Genomic DNA, 16,083 nt, shown 5'->3' with positions numbered 1-16,083 from the left:
CCTAGGCGCTTGCCTGCGAGACCGTCTGGCGAGGTGATCTTGGGGTCGGAGGTCAGCACCGACAGATAGCCGGCGAGATAGCCGTCGGAAAAATCGACCGTCTTCTTGCGTTGCTCGGTCGTTCCAATTGCCGCGACCGCGACGTCGAAGCGCTGGTTGGCGACCGACGGCATCAGCCCCGAGAATTCCTGGCCGGTAAAGGTCACCTGGTCCGGCTTGAAGCCCATCCGGCTCACCACGTTCAGGAAGAATTCGAGATCGAAGCCGGTGAACTTTCCGTCGGCCGTGGTGAAGGCATAGGGCTTGGCGTCACCCATCGTGCCCACGCTGATCGTCTTGGGATCGACAAGGTTATACGGATTGTCCGCCGCCCAAGCCTTGGGCAGCGACAGGACGGCGAGCGCGACTGCGAAGACGAAGGAGCCGATGCGCTGCCACCGGCTCGGTGTGAAAAGACCTCTGATGCTCATGGTTGTTCTCCACTCTGAAGATCGGCTCGTGCGAGGGGCGCAGCGAGCATTTCGATACGGCATGCGATCTGACGCCTCCGGGCGTTCTTTTTCTTGTGAGACCGGTCTCAAACATGAATGAGACCGGTCTCTTGACATTTGTAGGCATGAGAACGACCATCCGTCAACGAATTTGAAAAGCGATTTTTCCACAATGAAGCGCCCGCCCAAGGCTCCCTCCATTACCGTCAGCGACGTCGCCCGCCAGGCAAAGGTCTCGAAGGCAACCGCCGCGCGCGCGCTGGGCGGTTATGGCCGGGTGAGCAAGACGGTGCGTGCCGCCGTGCTCGAAGCCGCCAAGGCGCTCGACTACCGGCCGAACGAACTGGCGCGCAGTATGACGACCGGCCGGTCGGGCAGCATCGGCGTCATCGTCGGCGATATCGAGAACCCGTTCTTCTCGCTCGCGGTGCGCGGCATAAGCGACGTCGCGCGCCGGTCCGGCATCAACGTCATCCTGGCCAATTCGGGCGAGGAGGTCGAAGCGGAGAAGAGCGCGATACGCGTTCTGATGGCAAAGCAGGTCGACGGCCTGATCGTGACTCCCGCACAGTCTGGAGATATCGCCCATCTCAAGGAGATCGCCTGCCCGCTGGCACTGCTCGACCGGGCACTGCCGGAGCTCGACGTCGACACGGTAACGGTCGATGACCGCAATGCCGCGCTACGCGCCACGCGCATGTTGACGCAAGCCGGGCACCGCAGGATCGCCTATGTCACCGCCGCGGTGCTGTCCGGGGATTTTCGTGGCGCCGAGTCGAGCATCAACACCTCCACCGTGCGCGAGCGCATCCTGGGGTTCCTCGATGCCTGCCGTGAAGCCGGCATCGAGGAAGCGGAGCGCGACATCCATTTCGGCAGCGGGCGGTCGGAGAGCGCGCACGCCGTGCTCCTGCAACTGCTCCGGAGCGCCGATAGGCCGACGGCGATCCTGGCCTCCGACAGCGTCGTGGCGCTCGATCTGTTCAAGGCGATCCGCGAATGCGGCTTCGGCATTCCGCGGGACATATCGCTGATCACCTTTCACGACGCCGATTGGACGAGCGTGACGACGCCGCCCATCACCGTCATCGACCAGCCGGTCTATGCGTTGGGAAAATCCGTGGCAGAGCTGCTGATACGCCGCCTGAAAGGCGATGACCGGCCGCCCGAAAGGATTGTGCTCCCGACGACGATCATCGAGCGGATGTCGGTCGGCCGGTCGCCGGAAGCAATCGGGCAGGGTCTCAACCGATCATGACCTAGTCGGACGAACATACCAATTGGCCGGCGCGACCCATCCGAGCCACGCCGGCCCTCTCGGGTCCCCGGAGGGATCAGCTCTCCAGCCAGACCTTTTCGAAATGCTGCTCGAGCGCCTGGTGCTGCTCGCAGCCATGCACGCCCTTGCGGTAGGTGCGGTAGACCGAGCGCCAGTAGGGCTGAATGATGACGCCGGAGTCGCGCAAATTCTGCTCGATCTTGGCCATGATCTCCTTGCGCGCCGCGGCGTCCGGCGTTGCCAGCGCCTTGTCGAGAAGCTCGTCGAACTCCTTGTTCGAATAGGCGCTTTCGTTCCAGGCCGCGCCCGATTTATAGGCGAGCGCCAGCACCTGGACGCCGAGCGGACGGCCGAGCCATTCGGTGCAGGAGTAGGGGAACTTGCTCCAGTCGTTCCAGAAGGTCGCGGCCGGCAGCACCGTGCGCTTGATCTTCAGGCCCGCCTCGCGGATCTGGGCCGCGATCGCGTCTGCGGTGCTCTTCTGCCATTCGACATCGACCGAGATCAGCTCGTATTCGTGGTCGGCCTTGCCGGCCTCGGACAACAGCTTTTTCGCCTCGTCCACGTCGCGCACCGCCGGACCGATATCGGCGAATTCCGGATGCATCGGGCCGACATGATGGTTGTCGGCGGGCTTGCCCCTGCCGTCGAGCCCGAGCTTCAGCACGGCCGCATTGTCGACTGCGAGCTGGGCGGCGCGCCGCACCTTGACGTCGTCATAGGGCGCGTTGCCGACATTGAAGCGCGCGACGATGGTCGAGCCGGTGGCGATCTCCGAATTCTGCAGGCCCATCTGCTCGGTCTGCGACACCGCGTCCGAGGCGGTCTCGTGGTCGGTGTCGATCTCGCCGGATTCGAAGGCCGACAGCATGGCGTTGGGGTCGGAGCCGTAGTCGACCCATTTGATGCCGTCGAGATAGAACTCGCCCTTCCACCAAGGCTTGTCCTTGCGCTTCACCTCCGCACCCGTCTCGGCATCCCAGCTCACCAGCTCGCAGGGGCCGGTGGTGATGGCCAAAGCCTTCTTTGGATCGGCATCGCCCTCGTAGGAGCGGTGCATGATCAGCGCCGGATAATCGGCCATGCCGGCGATCAGCGAGATGTCGGGCTTGGGCAGGTTGAGCTGGACCGTGTAGTCGTCGACCTTCTCGATGCCGCCCTCGACCGGCTTCTTGGTGTCGGCATTGACCAGCGCGCCCATGCGCGCGGCGACCGAATTGCCGGCGACGGACGCATCGCACCAGCGGTTGAGATTGTGGATCAGGTCGTCGGCATTGAAAGTGTCGCCGTTCGACCAGGTGATGCCCTTGCGCACATTGAGCGTGATAATCTTCGCATCGTCGCTGGTCTCCCAGCTTTCGAGCAGCCACGGCTCGAAGGTGAAGTCGGTTTTCCACCGCACCAGATATTCGTTGCAGTGGCGCGCGACATTCGACATCTCGACGCCGTCGAAGGTGCGCGGGTCCTTGAAGCCTTTGACGTTCATGGCGACGCGCAAAACGCCGCCGCGCTTCGGCTCCTCGGCGCGGGCAGGCGACGTGCTGAGCCCGCCCAGCGCCAGGGCGCCGGCGGCGCTGACGCCGAGGCCGGCCATGAGCGCCAGATACTCGCGCCGGCTGATCGCGCCCTTCTTGAAATCGTCGGCAGTCGGCTTGGCTTGCGGGTGCAGTTTTCTGTCGGTCAGCATGAATTTCATCGTCGTTCCCTCTGTTGTTGGGCGCCCTGGTTGCCGCCATGCGCGGGGGCGGATGCGACGCCGGGGGCGCCATCGCCTGCCAAGGGATGATAGGGCTGGTTTCCGCAGGGAAATGTTTGGTTTTCCGCAGTTCTTGTGCGTTGTTCCGCAAGGCACGGGCGACGCCCCCTCATCCGGCCGCTTCGCGGCCGCCTTCTCCCCGCGGGGAGAAGAGATCTGCGCCGGCGCTGACAGACACCTCTCCCCTTCGGGAGAGGTCAGCCGAGCGAAGCGGAGGCTGGGTGAGGGGGAGCGCCGTTCAATACGGCCACTCACCTCGCCCAAGCCGCCCAACCTCCGCAACAATCCGCCCAAACGCCTCCGCCGCGCGCGGCACGGTTGCGCGGGCGCGGAGAAAACTGTGCACCAGCCGAGGCTCCTCCCGCCACACAGCCTGCCCACCAGCGGCGAGGATCTTGTCGCGATAGGCCTCACCGTCCGACGACAGCGGGTCGCATTCGGCGGTGACGATGACCGTCGGCGACAAGCCGGAGAAATCGCGGTCCCTGAGCGGCGAGAAGGTCGAGTCGTCGGCCGACTGCCCGGGCGCGGAGCGGATACGGCGGTAGAAGTCGATATCGGCAAACGTCAGCAGTGGCGCTTCCGCATGCTCGACATAGGAGCGGGCGGTCTCGTCGCCGCCCAGCCCGGGATAGATCAGCACTTGGCCGATCGCATGCCTCGGGTGATGCCGCGCCCTCTGCGCCGCCGCGGCGGCAAGATTGCCGCCGGCGCTTTCGCCGCACAGCACGATCGGCAGCGCGCTTGTTGCCGCGGCCCATTCGAACACGGCAAGCGCATCGTCGAAGGAGGCGGGATGCAGATGCTCCGGCGCCAGCCGGTAGCCGGCGGAGACCACCTCGAAGCCTGTGCAGGCGCAGATCTCGGCGCAGATGTCGTCATGGCTGTCGAGGTCGCCGAGCACGAAGCCGCCGCCGTGATAGTAGACGACGGCTGCCGCTGCCGCTTTGTTCGCCATGCGGTAGCGCCGGACCGGGATCGCATGCGCCGTCGTGGCGACGAGGCCGTCGCTGGTCGCCACCCCTTCAGGATGGCTCTGGTGGAACGCCACGCACATCTTGTCGTAGACCGCGCGCTGCTCGGCGATAGGGGCTGCCACGATCTCCGGCGGATACCAGCCATTGACCTTGTCGATGTAATCCCAGAGTTCCGGATCGAGCAGGGCGGCATATTTGCCGCGCCTTGCCGGATCGGCTGGGTCGCCGGCCATCGCCGTCAGAGCTCGGCGTAGAGTTGTGCCGCGTTCTCGAAGGTGAAGCGCAGCGGCACCGAGCCCTCGACCTGCCACACGCTCACCGTATCGCCGGCCATTAGCCGGCAGGCGTCGAGCGTGTTGGTGACCGCGCCGCCATAGAGCCGGTTGGCGAGGTTGAGGATGCCGGTCTGGTGCATGGCGGCACTTGCGCTGCCGCAAGCGTCCTTGACCAGCAGCACGCGAAAACCGCGCGCCACCGCGTCCTTCACCGTGGCGTCGATGCAGGCCTCGGTCCACACGCCGGCGATCACCAGCCATTCGACGCCGGATGCCTTGAGCTTGTCGGCAAAATCGTTCTTGCCGAAGGCGCTGGCCTCCTGCTTGACCAGCATGGCTTCGCCGTCGCGCGGCGCCACCTCATGGCAGATCGCCGTCAGCGGATCGTCCTTGTCGGAAAAGGCCGACTTGCCGCTCCCGTCCATGGGATGGAACGGCCGCGCCTCGGCGAGGTCAACGATATAGGCAAAGTGGTAAAGCGGCACGAAGTTGCGCCGCGCCGCCTCCTGCAGGCGCTGGACGTTGGCGAGGATGTCGGCAAAGCCCTCGACCAGATAGCGCTTGTCCTTGCGATGCTCCTCCTGGAGATCGATGAACACCGTGGCCACCGTGCCGCGCCGGATGGAAATGAGGTTCTTCATGCGGAATGTGCTGTCGATGCGTGGGCGCTACTTGTCAAGAAATTCGTCTTCGTAGGGGAAGCGCGAGAGCAGCTCGGTGCCGTTCTCGGTGATCAGGATCTCGTCCTCCAGCTTGACGCCCTCGCGGCCGCCTTTCTCGCCAATGTAGCTTTCGACGCTCACCACCATGCCGGGCACGATGATGCCGTCGCGGCCATAGGTCTCGTAATCCATCGCGTGCGCGATGAAAGGCGTCTCGCCATGCATGCCGACGCCGTGCATGACCGAGGTGTAGCGCTGGTCGACGAAGCGATCCGGGATCTTCCAGGCTTTCTCGGCGATCTCGCGAAAAGCCATGCCGGGCCTCACGATCCCGATGTTGTGCTGCACCTGGTCGTGCGCCATGCGGTAGAGCGACTTCTGGTAAGGCGTCGGCTTGCCCGGCCCGCAGCGGAAGGTGCGCGAGAAGTCGGAATAGTAGCCGTAGCAGCCGATCGTGTCGGTATCGAGCGCGAGCAGCTCGCCCGGCCTGATCTTGCGCCCGCTCGCCTCGTTGAACCACGGGTTGGTGCGCTGGCCGGAGGTCAGCAGCCGGGTCTCGATGAACTCGCCGCCCTGGCGGATCACCTCGCCATACATGATGGCGAACAGCTCGTTTTCGGAGACGCCGGGCTTGATTGCCTCGCGCACGGCGGCCACGGCCGCCTCGGCGCCGGCCATCGAGACCTGCAGGCACTTGACTTCCTCCGGCGTCTTCACCGCGCGGACAGCCAGGATCTCGCCCTGGCAGTCCTTCACGTCGCAGCCGCGCTTTTCCAGCGCCAGCGCCTGCAGATGGCTGCAGCGGTCGAGCCCGAGCTTCATCGAGCCGCCGCCATGCTTCTTCAGAAGCTCCGTGATCTCGTCGGCGAACGGCCCGGCGGTCTCGTCGTCGCGCCCGGAAACGGAGGACCAGACGAGCTTCGACGGCCGCGCCTCGTCGATCGTGTCGAGCACCATCGAGACATGGTAGCTCTGTGGGTACTCGAACAGCACGATCGGCCCATCGGTGGGTATGAAGAAGTAGCGGGTCGAGTTGCGCAGGAAATAGCCGAACATGTTGCGCGAGCCGGTCGCGTAACGCTGGTTATAGGGATCGAACAGCACGACGCCGCCATAGCCCGCTTCGCGCATCCAGGCGCGCAGCTTGGCCAGCCGCCCTTTACGCAACGCGTCCGCGTCGATGAAGGACGGCTCGGTGTCGGAAAGCCACATGCCGCCGGCGGGGTCGGCCGCGGCCGGGTGGCGCATGCGGTCCTTGAAGTCCACATCCTCGGTGCTGTCGGGATCGAAAACGACGATGCTCATGGAGTGCCTCCTGTTCCGGTGAACATAGCCGGGCGGGACGCAGAGCTTGTGCGGCATTCCGCAAATGTCATGCCGGATGCCGCAGAGGCGGCGGGCGTGAGCCGAGCAGCGCCGCAATACTTCGCGCCCCCTCTGTCCCGCCGGCGTCTCACCGCGCCAGCGCGCACCTAATGCCGCCGCACCGCCTTCGGCGCGTGCCCATGCTCTTCTCGAAACGCCCTTGCAAAACTCGACATCGAAGCAAAACCACACGCAAGCGCGACGTCGCGCACCATCAGCGTCGAATGCGCCAACAGGTCGGCGGCGCGCTTCAGCCTGAGCCGCCGGTAATAGCCGTTGGGCGAGATGTCCAATTCGGCGCGGAAATTGCGCTCGAGCTTGTCGGGCGACACGCCCAGACGCCGAGCGAGTTCAACCATGCCGAGCCGCTCCTCGACCGCGTCCTCCATGATGGCGATGGCCGACAGCACCAGCTCGTTCTGCACCCCGGTGCGCAGGCGCAGCGGCATCAGCTTGCGGTCGACGCTCGATCGCAGCGGGCTGTGCACGAACCATTCGGCGACGCCGGCAGCGAGCTCGGCGCCGTAATCGCGCGTGATGATCTCCAGCATCATGTCGAGGCTGCCGACGCCGCCGGCCGAGGTGAAGCGCTTGCGGTCGATGACGAAGAGGTCGCGCCGAAGCTCGATCTCCGGGAAAGCTTCGGTGAAGGCGGCCTGGCTGGTCCAGTGCAAGGTGCAGGCGTGGCCGTCGAGCAGGCCCGCGCGGGCGAGGAAGAACCCCGCGTCCGCAACCGCCCCGATATGCGCGCCGCCACGCAGGCTCTTTCTGATCCAACTCATCGCCTCGTCGGCCACGACGTGGTCGGCGTCGCCGCCGGAGCACACGACGATGCGGTCGGCCTTCGGCGCATCGGCAGCCGAAAAGCCCGGTTGGATGACGACGCCGTTTGATGCTTCGACAGTGCCGGGATCAGCGCCGACGATCACCCAGCGGTAGCAGTCGCGCTTGGCAAGAATGTTGGCGGCGCGCAGCGGCTCGATCACCGAGGAAAACGCCATCATCGGAAAGCCGGGAAAGACCAGCACCGCGAAGGTGAGGGGTGCTTCGCTCGCCGACGGTTTTGCCTGGCTCCGCGCAGTCATGGCTGGCGGCCATAGCGCGGCAGCACGATGTCGGCGGTGAGCGGCGCGAGCTCCATGTTGCTCGCCAGCTCCGGATGCAGCCAGATCATCTCCTCGATCTCGGCCGCCGGGATCGGCTCGCCCGCGATCGACAGCTCGAAAAGCTCCGCCTCGACATGGGCGTCCGGTTCGTTGGCGGCGGGCGCCGAGAAGGAGCCGAGATGGGAGGCCGTGGCCGGATCGACAACGATGCCCAATTCCTCGCGCAATTCGCGCGCAAGAGCGACGGCGGGCGCCTCGCCGGGCTCGATCTTGCCGCCGGCCTGCATGAAGGTGGTGGTGCCGCGCTTGCGCACCAGAAGCAGCTTGCCGCTGTCATCCTGGATCACGGCGGCGGCGATCCGGATCGTTCTGGAATGGCTGGTAGTCACGATAGGCTGTTTCCCGGCGGCGGCTTTGGTGGCAGAGAGAGCGGGACTGTAGCGGGCGCGTCAGCGCCCTTGCAACGGAGAAACGACCAGGATGTTTGCGGCAACCGCCATCGACACGAGCAACAAGCCGGCCTTCTACAACGAGCTGGCGACGCACTTGAAAGCGCTGCTGGAAGGCGAGCGCGATTCCATCGCCAACGCCGCCAACACCTCGGCGCTGATCTACCAGATGGTGCCCGACCTCAACTGGGCGGGCTTCTATTTCTTGGCATCCGACGACGAGCTGGTGCTGGGCCCCTTCCAGGGCAAGCCGGCCTGCGTGCGCATCGCGGTCGGCAAGGGCGTCTGCGGCACGGCGATCGATCTCGGCATGTCGATGCCGATCAAGGATGTGCACGACTTTCCCGGCCATATCGCCTGCGATGCCGACTCGCGCTCGGAACTCGTCGTGCTGCTGCGTGACGCCGACGGCGTGTTCGGCGTGGTCGACCTCGACAGCCCGCTGCCTGGCCGCTTCGACAAGGACGACCAAGCCGGCATCGAAAAACTTGCCGCGATCTATGTCGCGGCGAGTTCGTTTGAGGACTAGGCCAACTTCACCAGCATCAGGCTGAAGCAGGCAATAAACAGAAAGGCCGAAAAGGCCAGCAGCAGCGGTCGCAGGCCGCGCGAGCGCAACTGCGAGATGTCGGCCTGAAGGCCCATGGCGGCGAGCCCCATGGTCAGCATGATCTGAGCGGCAAGGGTGATCGCCGAATGAACCTGCGCCGGGACGGTCACCAGGCTGTTCAGCGCAACGACCGCGACGAAGGCCACGACAAACCACGGCATCGGTGGTTTCGTGGCGGAAACGTCGGTGCTGCGGCGGCGCGCGATCAGGCCGAGCGCGATCACCATCGGCGCCAGCATGGCGACGCGCGTCAGCTTGGCGACGGTCGCCGTTTCGCCGGCAAGTGTGCCGTTCTGGAAGCCGGCTCCGATGACCTGCGCCACCTCGTGGATCGAAGTGCCGGCCCACAGGCCGAACGCGTGCTGGTCGAGGCCGAAGAGCGCCGCCAGCAGCGGGAAGCCGAGCATGGCGACGGTGCCGAACAGCGTGATCGCGGCGACGGCGTACGTGACGTCCTCGTCGCGCGCATCGGTGACGATGTTGGTGGCGACGATCGCCGAGGCGCCGCAGATCGAGGTGCCGGCGGCGATCAATTGCGCCAGGTTGGCCTCGACGCCGATCAGCCGGCCGATCGTGACGGTGAACAGGAAGGTCGCGCCAAGCGCGGCGGCGACGATGCCGACGCCGCCGAGGCCGATGCCCGCCACCTGGCCGAGCGTGAGCTGGAAGCCGAGCAGCACGATGGCGAAGCGCAGCAGCCGGCGCTGCGAGAAGGCAATGCCGGCTTTGGCATGCGCCGGCGTGCCGAGCACATTGGAGTAGACCATGCCGGCGACGACCGCCAGGATCATCGGGCTGAAAAGCACGAAGCCGGAGAGATTGCGCGCCGAATAGGCGACGCTGGTGATCATCGCCACGAGCACGATTCCCGGGACGGTGCCGGCCCAGACCGAGGCAGGGCTCTTGCTTCCGGCCGAATTCAGGCCGTTTGGAAGATCGTTCGCGGTGACGGGCAGGAAAGACAATGCAATTCTCCAGGCATGCTCGCCGGGGAAATGCCATTCCATGACCAATCTTTCCAACGAATTATTCGAGTTATAATGATCGAATTTTCAGAACAGTTGGGCGGCTGGATTGCCGAGACGGGCTGATGCCTGCTGTCGTTTCGACACGGCCGGCTTGACAGCGTCCCGGCTCCCCGTCCAACGTCGAGCCATGACCGCCTTTCCAGCAAATCCGCAGCGACGCCGCCGTTCGAAGGAGCGGCAAGCTGATTGCGTGAAGACAAAGGCCGGCTAAGCAAGTCACCCGGTTCGTCCATCCCCAGCCCGCCCATCACAACGATCGGCGGGCTTTTTGCATTTTGGAGTGTCTGAATTGCCGCTTCTTCCATCGAGTTTCGGCGGGCCGCGCCGGCGGATGCCGCCGCCATCGAGGCCATCGTGCGCGCGGCCTATGCCAAATGGGTGCCGGTGATCGGCCGCGAGCCGCTGCCGATGCGCGCCGACTACGACAAGGCGCTGGACGAGCACCAGTTCGAACTCGCCATCGAGGACGGCCGCATCGTCGGGCTGATCGAAACCATGGCGCATGACGATCATATCTGGATCGAGAATGTCGCCGTGGCGCCTGCAGCGCAGGGCAGGGGTATCGGGCGGAAGCTGCTCGACAGCGCCGAGCGCAAGGCCGTTGAAACAGGCTGCCGCGAACTTCGCCTGCTGACCAACGGCGCCTTCGAAGACAATGTACGGCTCTATCGTGGGCACGGCTACGCGATCGACCGCGAAGAGCCGTTCATGAACGGGACGACCGTCTATATGAGCAAGAGATTGGCGCCTTAAAGCGCACTGCCTGAAACGGATTCAGGCGACGCGCTTTAAGTCTTGTCTTTAACGATGTCGTTTTCCCGAAACCGCTGCACAGTTTTGGGCGGTATGCATCACGAATTCAACCCACTGGCTCAATCGCCTTCGCTTGCGTTTGATAGGGCGGTTGCCGCGTCGTTATTTCTGACGATATATGACGGTCACCTCACCAAGCCGGCGGCCCACAGGGAGCGAAAGCATGTCACACGATCTGCAGTTCTATATCGACGGCGCCTGGGTCGACCCTGTGGTGCCCAACAATTTAGACGTCATCGATCCCTCCAGCGAAGACGCCTTCGCGCAGATTTCGCTGGGCAGCAAGGCCGATGTCGACAAGGCGGTAGCGGCCGCCAAGCGTGCCTTCGCCACCTTCGCCTTCACTGCAGCCGAGGAGCGTCTCGACATCCTGAACCGCGTCATCGACGTCTACAAGAAGCGCAGCAAGGATCTTGCGCTCGCCGTCTCGCGCGAGATGGGCGCGCCGCGCCAGATGGCGCTGGACAGCCAGGTCGGCGTCGGCCAGGCGCATCTGGAGAAGATGGTCGAGGTGCTGAAGACTTTTCGGTTCCGACAGGTGAAAGGCTCGTCGCTGATCGTCAAGGAGCCGATCGGCGTCGTCGGCCTGATCACGCCGTGGAACTGGCCGCTCAACCAGATCACTTGCAAAGTCGGCCCGGCTCTCGCCGCCGGCTGCACCATGGTGCTGAAGCCGTCCGAGATCGCGCCGCTCGACGCCATTATCTTCGCCGAGATCATCGACGAGGCCGGCGTGCCGAAGGGCGTCTTCAATCTCGTCAATGGCGACGGCCCGACCGTCGGCCAGGCCTTAGCCAGCCATCCGGACGTCGACATGATGTCCTTCACCGGCTCGACGCGGGCCGGCATCCTGGTCGCCAAGGCGGCCGCCGATACGGTGAAGCGCGTGCATCAGGAGCTTGGCGGCAAGTCGGCCAACATCCTGTTCCCCGATGTCGACCTCGCAAAGGCCGTCACCAAGGGCGTCGCCGGCTGCTTCGGCAACAGCGGCCAGTCCTGCAACGCGCCGACCCGCATGCTCGTGCCTTGCGACCGGCACGACGAGGCCGCCGGCTACGCCAGGACGGCAGCGGAAAAGTTCACGGTCGGCCCGGCCGATGCGCCGGGAACCAAGCTCGGCCCGGTCGTCAGCCAACTCCAGTTCGACAAGATCCAGGACCTGATCCAGAGCGGCATCGACGAAGGCGCGACCCTGGTGGCCGGCGGCCCCGGCCGTCCCGCCGAGCTCAACCGCGGCTATTATGTCCGCGCGACGGTCTTCGCCAACGTCACCCACGACATGCGCATCGCGAAGGAAGAGATCTTCGGGCCGGTGCTGTCGATCATGCCCTATGACACCGTCGAGCAAGCGATCGAGCAGGCCAACGACACCGTCTTCGGCCTTGCCTCCTACATCCAGGCCAAGGACATCGAGAAGGCGCGCCAGGCCGCGGCCCGCATGCGCTCCGGCAACGTCTACATCAACTATCCGACCTGGGACGCCGGCCTGCCCTTCGGCGGCTACAAGCAGTCCGGCAACGGCCGTGAATATGCCGAGTATGGTTTGGAGGATTTCCTCGAGATCAAGGGCATCGCGGGGTACGAGGCGGCGGAGTAGGCTGCACCCTTTGCAGCAGGCGGCGGACACAGGCAGATGATGGAGGGCGCGGTCTTGGCTGCGCCGTTTGCCTTGGGCCAATGGCCACCGGCAACCGATCGGCCCTTTCTCCCTCGCCGTCTACTCGCGCCTTGCCTCGATGATCCCGACCATTGCCCGGGTAAATTCGACCATGCTGTTGGCCGTCATGGCTGCATTGTCGGGGCTCTGGCCGATATGCTCGGCGGCTCCGCAGCATGAGCGGCGGATGCGGTCGTAGTATGGGTCCCTTTCATCGTCGGGCAAGTCAGCCAAATTCAAGGCTCGACGGTGAAGCATGCGCAACAGCTGCGCCAGCGCTGTTTCGACACTCATGCGTTTGCTCCGCATCGGTCGAACGTCTCGGCACATAAAGTGCCGGATCGTCGATCAGGGGGCAGTTCTCGTCCCCGATCCGGAAAGCTGCGCCTTAGCCGTTAACATATCGTTGATTGCTAATATGACCGACGAGTCCTCCAAGCGGGTTCGCCGGCGGAAGCAAATCGTGGCCGAGCGGTTGCAACCAAATTGCAGGACGACTTCGCCGGCGCTACGAATACTGCTCGGCCGCGTTGACACTTCGAAATTTAACAATCGCCGGAGTGCACCATTAACGGTGCTTGGTAAGGGTTGATTCAACCCTTGCTGGTAATATACAAAGTGGCGGCTCCGACTAGGGGTAGGGTTGCCTGAAAGCCGGAGCCGCCTGCGCGGCCGATGGGTAGTGTCCGCGCTGTCCCAGAATAGGACAGCGCGGTCTACGATTCGTTAATTAGCTAATATATGATCGTGTGGGCGAAGCCGGCGAATAATAATGTCGGCAAACGTCATATTCTAAGCAATTGAATTCTCGTGATAAGTTCTGGCCGGGGAACCTGGATTCGAACCAGGACTAACGGAGCCAGAGTCTGCTGGCCGCCCCTATTCCCCGGCAGGGCGCGGTCGGCAAAAAGCGTGCGAAACGGACGGCGATGCGCCGCGAGCGTCTTGGTCCGAACGGCGATGCTTGAAACCCAAGCTAACCGAAAATAAGCATTCAATGACAGGGTGAACGGCTACGCCGACAGTATCGGCGGTCCGGCAACCGTTGGCACTGGCCACGAGGATGGAAAGGACTGCGTTGTGTCGTTGTTCATAAGAGAACTCTTCGCACTCCGCCGGAGCCTGGTCCTTTTGATCGTCTCGGCAATCGGTGTGCTTCCGGCGTTCGCCCTTGAGCAGGTCAAATATCCGGAGCCGCCCGACACTTTGGCTTTCAAGGTCGAGAAGAACGGGGAATCGGTCCCGGTCACCTTGCGGCAGTTGGAAAAGCTCGGGCTTTACAGCGTCACGACCCCAAGTCCGTTTGAAAAGGGGCAGCTGACATTTCAAGGCGTTCTGTTTCGGGACGTGCTCAAGCTGATCGGGTTGGAGGGCGAGGGATCCGTCACCCTGCCCGCGCAAGACGACTATGTGCAGATAATTCCGAAGGAAGACTGGAGGAGGGCCCTCTTCTCCTTGCCACTCGCCAGGACGGAAAATTGCTGACCCGGCGCACGCAAGGTCCCACCCGGCTGATCTATCCTCTCGCTGACCATCCTGCCTTCGATACGCCAGTTCGCAAACCACGATGGATCTGGCTGATAAAGACGGTCGCGCCCGGCAATTGACCTCCCAGCGTGACTTCCGTCGATGTGGGCTAGAATAAGGGTCCTGCGTGTTCCCGCCACCTACGCGGCCGCGATAGCCGCGGCCGGCATCTGCTCGGCCGTGTTGATCGCCGTACTCTTCGCGAGCGTCAGCAGGATAGAGTCCGCGATGCCTCGTTTCGGCTTCTTTGCCATTCGCGAATTCCACATCGCGATACGTTACGTGACGCACCTGCGGGATATGATTTCGCTCGCCCAGGCGGCCCGCAATTCACCGGAAAGCCTCGATCATCTGGCGGCGGCAAACGACCTGGTCTTCATTCGTTTCGAGCGAGTCGACGGCGGCGACACCATCAGCGAGATCCCCGCCTACGCAGGCATCGTGCCGCGGGTCAATGACGCGGTGAAGCGGCCTGATGCCATTATCGAGGCCGGTCTGCCCCTGGACGAAAAGAGCTTGAAAGAACAGGGGCTCGAGCTCGACCAGATTGTCAGTCGAATGAACGACGAATATTATAAGTATGGGGAAGAGGTGAAGGCCGACCTTTATTCGGCTGAGAAGAACCTGAACAAGTTCAATTACCAGATCGCCTTTTCCTTGGCGATTCTTTCAGCGCTCGCGATAGGAACCGCCGTGTTGCTGATTGGCCGCCGCGAGACGATCAGGAAACTTGAATTTCTCGCCTGGCGAGACGCGACGAAGGAATTGAAAAACCGCGCCTGGATGTCGGCCAACAGGGATGGGCTGCTGGAACGTGCAAAGCTGGCCGGCAAGCAACTTCGGCTGTTCCTGATAGACCTAGACCATTTCAAGAGCGTCAACGACACCTTCGGTCATCACGTCGGTGATCTGGTGCTGAAAACCGTCGCCGAAATCCTGCAGTCGGTCGAACGGCCTGACGAAGTGGCCGCCGTCCGCCTGGGCGGAGACGAGTTCGCCCTGATCGCGATCGGGGATAGGAACCTGGCTGGTCTGGGAGACGGTCTTCGCGAGCAACTGAACCGGTTCGCCGACCTGGAAGGCCACCAGGTGCGCATCGGCGCCAGCATAGGCATGGCCTGTTTTCCGGATCATGGGTCCGATATTTCCACCTTGCTGCGCAACGCCGACAGCGCGCTCTACGCGGCGAAGACGGAAGGACGGTCCGGTTTCGTGACGTATTCGCCGGCGATCCTCAGCCGGATCGACGTGCAGCTCGGCGAGGAGGCGGCGATCAAGCGCGCGCTCAACTGCGATGAATTCTTCCTGGTTTGGCAACCGCAATTCGAACTGGCGACAGGGCGCATGATCGGCGCCGAATGCCTGGTGCGCTGGCGCGACCCGGTTTCGGGGGCGGTTCGCGCGCCGGAGTCATTCATTCCGACGGCGGAACGGAGCGATTTGATAGTCGAGATCGACAAGGTAGTATTGGGCAAGGCCTGCGCGCAGGCGGCTCAATGGATGCCCATTTCGGCGGATGGTTTCGCCTGCGCGGTCAATGTTTCGGGCAAAAGCCTTCAGGACGATGCATACTTCGTGCATCTCGTTGAAGTGCTTCGGCAAACCGGCGTGCCACCGTCGCGCCTCCAGCTAGAGATAACCGAAGGGGTCTTCATCCAGGACAGCCGGGCGGCTTTAGACCATGTTGACGAAGATTCGCGATATCGGGGTCAGTCTGGCGCTCGACGACTTCGGATCCGGATATTCGAGTTTTGGATATCTTGCCGATCTCAACCTCAACCGGCTGAAAATCGACCGGTCATTTTTGACCGACCTGGAATCGTCCGCGAAGAAGCAGGATATCGTTCGGGGAATAATCGCTCTGGCCAATTCCCTCGGCCTGACCGTCATGGCCGAGGGCATGGAAACCGAAGGGCAACTGACGTTCCTGATCGCGGAGCGATGCCACGGCGCCCAAGGGTTCTTCATGTCGGAACCGATTGAAGAGAAATTGCTGACAAATCAGCTGATCGCACGACGCGGCGGTCTCAAAGCCAAAGCCAGAGCCAAGCTGAATCTCTCTGCCTGATCGTCTGCTCTATTGCCGGG

The 16,083-nt window shown here is 63.6% G+C and carries 15 protein-coding genes, 1 tRNA gene and 1 pseudogene; 7 read left to right on the top strand and 10 right to left on the bottom strand.

Translation table 11 applies throughout. The features are described from left to right. On the bottom strand, nt 1–470 hold a 470-nt coding region (locus EH240_RS33635; protein ID WP_125006619.1), incomplete at its 3' end, for a transporter substrate-binding domain-containing protein. 193 nt (nt 471–663) lie between these two features. Here EH240_RS33635 and EH240_RS33630 point away from each other — a divergent pair. Further along, complete coding sequence (locus EH240_RS33630; protein WP_125006617.1) at nt 664–1,749, top strand: LacI family DNA-binding transcriptional regulator; 1,086 nt, start codon at nt 664–666, stop codon at nt 1,747–1,749. Nucleotides 1,750–1,825: 76 nt separating this feature from the next. Here EH240_RS33630 and EH240_RS33625 read toward each other — a convergent pair whose 3' ends face one another. The 6 genes from EH240_RS33625 to EH240_RS33600 all read right to left on the bottom strand — a co-directional run bounded on the left by EH240_RS33625 (nt 1,826) and on the right by EH240_RS33600 (nt 8,300). Continuing rightward, a complete protein-coding gene (locus tag EH240_RS33625) occupies nt 1,826–3,466 on the bottom strand; it encodes an ABC transporter substrate-binding protein (RefSeq protein ID WP_125006615.1) in 1,641 nt (546 codons plus the stop codon). Nucleotides 3,467–3,764: 298 nt separating this feature from the next. Then, the gene (locus EH240_RS33620) at nt 3,765–4,736 is read right to left on the bottom strand and encodes an alpha/beta hydrolase (protein ID WP_125006613.1); all 972 of its coding nucleotides are present in this window, start codon (nt 4,734–4,736) and stop codon (nt 3,765–3,767) included. Between the two features lie 5 nt (nt 4,737–4,741). Next, entirely contained in the window at nt 4,742–5,419 is a 678-nt protein-coding gene (locus EH240_RS33615; protein WP_125006611.1) for an isochorismatase family protein, read from the bottom strand. A 27-nt stretch (nt 5,420–5,446) separates the two neighbouring features. Then, nucleotides 5,447–6,745 carry a M24 family metallopeptidase gene (locus tag EH240_RS33610; RefSeq protein WP_125006609.1) on the bottom strand — a complete coding sequence of 433 codons (1,299 nt, stop codon included), beginning with the start codon at nt 6,743–6,745 and terminating at the stop codon, nt 5,447–5,449. A 167-nt stretch (nt 6,746–6,912) separates the two neighbouring features. Continuing rightward, the gene (locus EH240_RS33605) at nt 6,913–7,890 is read right to left on the bottom strand and encodes a GlxA family transcriptional regulator (protein WP_125006607.1); all 978 of its coding nucleotides are present in this window, start codon (nt 7,888–7,890) and stop codon (nt 6,913–6,915) included. After that, nucleotides 7,887–8,300, bottom strand: coding sequence for an NUDIX hydrolase (locus EH240_RS33600; RefSeq protein WP_206075369.1), 414 nt, complete (start codon nt 8,298–8,300; stop codon nt 7,887–7,889). Before EH240_RS33600 ends, EH240_RS33605 begins: the two co-directional genes overlap by 4 nt. Nucleotides 8,301–8,391: 91 nt before the next feature. Between EH240_RS33600 and EH240_RS33595 the strand changes: the two genes are divergently transcribed. Continuing rightward, nucleotides 8,392–8,889 carry a GAF domain-containing protein gene (locus EH240_RS33595; RefSeq protein WP_125006603.1) on the top strand — a complete coding sequence of 166 codons (498 nt, stop codon included), beginning with the start codon at nt 8,392–8,394 and terminating at the stop codon, nt 8,887–8,889. Here EH240_RS33595 and EH240_RS33590 read toward each other — a convergent pair. After that, nucleotides 8,886–9,977 (bottom strand): YeiH family protein, encoded by a 1,092-nt coding sequence (locus EH240_RS33590; RefSeq protein ID WP_125006601.1) that lies wholly within the window; start codon nt 9,975–9,977, stop codon nt 8,886–8,888. The genes EH240_RS33595 and EH240_RS33590 overlap by 4 nt on opposite strands. Nucleotides 9,978–10,352: 375 nt before the next feature. Between EH240_RS33590 and EH240_RS33585 the strand changes: the two genes are divergently transcribed. Next, nucleotides 10,353–10,751 carry a GNAT family N-acetyltransferase gene (locus EH240_RS33585; protein WP_245436637.1) on the top strand — a complete coding sequence of 133 codons (399 nt, stop codon included), beginning with the start codon at nt 10,353–10,355 and terminating at the stop codon, nt 10,749–10,751. Between the two features lie 223 nt (nt 10,752–10,974). After that, nucleotides 10,975–12,408: an aldehyde dehydrogenase family protein gene (locus tag EH240_RS33580; RefSeq protein WP_125006597.1), complete on the top strand. Its 1,434-nt coding sequence runs from the start codon at nt 10,975–10,977 to the stop codon at nt 12,406–12,408. A gap of 120 nt (nt 12,409–12,528) precedes the next feature. Here EH240_RS33580 and EH240_RS33575 read toward each other — a convergent pair whose 3' ends face one another. Together EH240_RS33575 and EH240_RS33570 are read right to left on the bottom strand one after the other, a co-directional pair. Then, nucleotides 12,529–12,762 (bottom strand): hypothetical protein, encoded by a 234-nt coding sequence (locus EH240_RS33575; RefSeq protein ID WP_125006595.1) that lies wholly within the window; start codon nt 12,760–12,762, stop codon nt 12,529–12,531. 527 nt (nt 12,763–13,289) lie between these two features. Continuing rightward, nucleotides 13,290–13,357, bottom strand: a tRNA-Gln gene (locus EH240_RS33570). Nucleotides 13,358–13,473: 116 nt separating this feature from the next. Between EH240_RS33570 and EH240_RS33565 the strand changes: the two genes are divergently transcribed. The 3 genes and pseudogenes from EH240_RS33565 to EH240_RS40265 all read left to right on the top strand — a co-directional run bounded on the left by EH240_RS33565 (nt 13,474) and on the right by EH240_RS40265 (nt 16,063). Further along, the gene (locus tag EH240_RS33565; protein WP_125006593.1) at nt 13,474–13,953 is read left to right on the top strand and encodes a hypothetical protein; all 480 of its coding nucleotides are present in this window, start codon (nt 13,474–13,476) and stop codon (nt 13,951–13,953) included. Between the two features lie 144 nt (nt 13,954–14,097). Then, nucleotides 14,098–15,672: pseudogene (locus tag EH240_RS33560) on the top strand (putative bifunctional diguanylate cyclase/phosphodiesterase); the annotation flags it as partial. A 4-nt stretch (nt 15,673–15,676) separates the two neighbouring features. Then, nucleotides 15,677–16,063 (top strand): EAL domain-containing protein, encoded by a 387-nt coding sequence (locus tag EH240_RS40265; protein WP_425374862.1) that lies wholly within the window; start codon nt 15,677–15,679, stop codon nt 16,061–16,063. Nucleotides 16,064–16,083 lie beyond the last annotated feature (20 nt).

Origin of the sequence: Mesorhizobium tamadayense (assembly GCF_003863365.1) — a bacterium.
Classification (GTDB): Bacteria; Pseudomonadota; Alphaproteobacteria; order Rhizobiales; family Rhizobiaceae; genus Mesorhizobium; species Mesorhizobium tamadayense.
This window is presented reverse-complemented; position numbering and strand designations above follow the sequence as displayed.

What these genes read in the sequence shown, in the direction of transcription:
- EH240_RS33595 (WP_125006603.1), top strand. Translation starts at nt 8,392, where the DNA reads ATGTTTGCGGCAACCGCCATCGACACGAGCAACAAGCCGGCCTTCTAC.
- EH240_RS33630 (WP_125006617.1), top strand. Translation starts at nt 664, where the DNA reads ATGAAGCGCCCGCCCAAGGCTCCCTCCATTACCGTCAGCGACGTCGCC.
- EH240_RS33575 (WP_125006595.1), bottom strand. Translation starts at nt 12,762, where the DNA reads ATGAGTGTCGAAACAGCGCTGGCGCAGCTGTTGCGCATGCTTCACCGT.
- EH240_RS33605 (WP_125006607.1), bottom strand. Translation starts at nt 7,890, where the DNA reads ATGACTGCGCGGAGCCAGGCAAAACCGTCGGCGAGCGAAGCACCCCTC.
- EH240_RS33610 (WP_125006609.1), bottom strand. Translation starts at nt 6,745, where the DNA reads ATGAGCATCGTCGTTTTCGATCCCGACAGCACCGAGGATGTGGACTTC.
- EH240_RS33625 (WP_125006615.1), bottom strand. Translation starts at nt 3,466, where the DNA reads ATGAAATTCATGCTGACCGACAGAAAACTGCACCCGCAAGCCAAGCCG.
- EH240_RS33590 (WP_125006601.1), bottom strand. Translation starts at nt 9,977, where the DNA reads ATGGAATGGCATTTCCCCGGCGAGCATGCCTGGAGAATTGCATTGTCT.
- EH240_RS33620 (WP_125006613.1), bottom strand. Translation starts at nt 4,736, where the DNA reads ATGGCCGGCGACCCAGCCGATCCGGCAAGGCGCGGCAAATATGCCGCC.
- EH240_RS33615 (WP_125006611.1), bottom strand. Translation starts at nt 5,419, where the DNA reads ATGAAGAACCTCATTTCCATCCGGCGCGGCACGGTGGCCACGGTGTTC.
- EH240_RS40265 (WP_425374862.1), top strand. Translation starts at nt 15,677, where the DNA reads ATGTTGACGAAGATTCGCGATATCGGGGTCAGTCTGGCGCTCGACGAC.
- EH240_RS33580 (WP_125006597.1), top strand. Translation starts at nt 10,975, where the DNA reads ATGTCACACGATCTGCAGTTCTATATCGACGGCGCCTGGGTCGACCCT.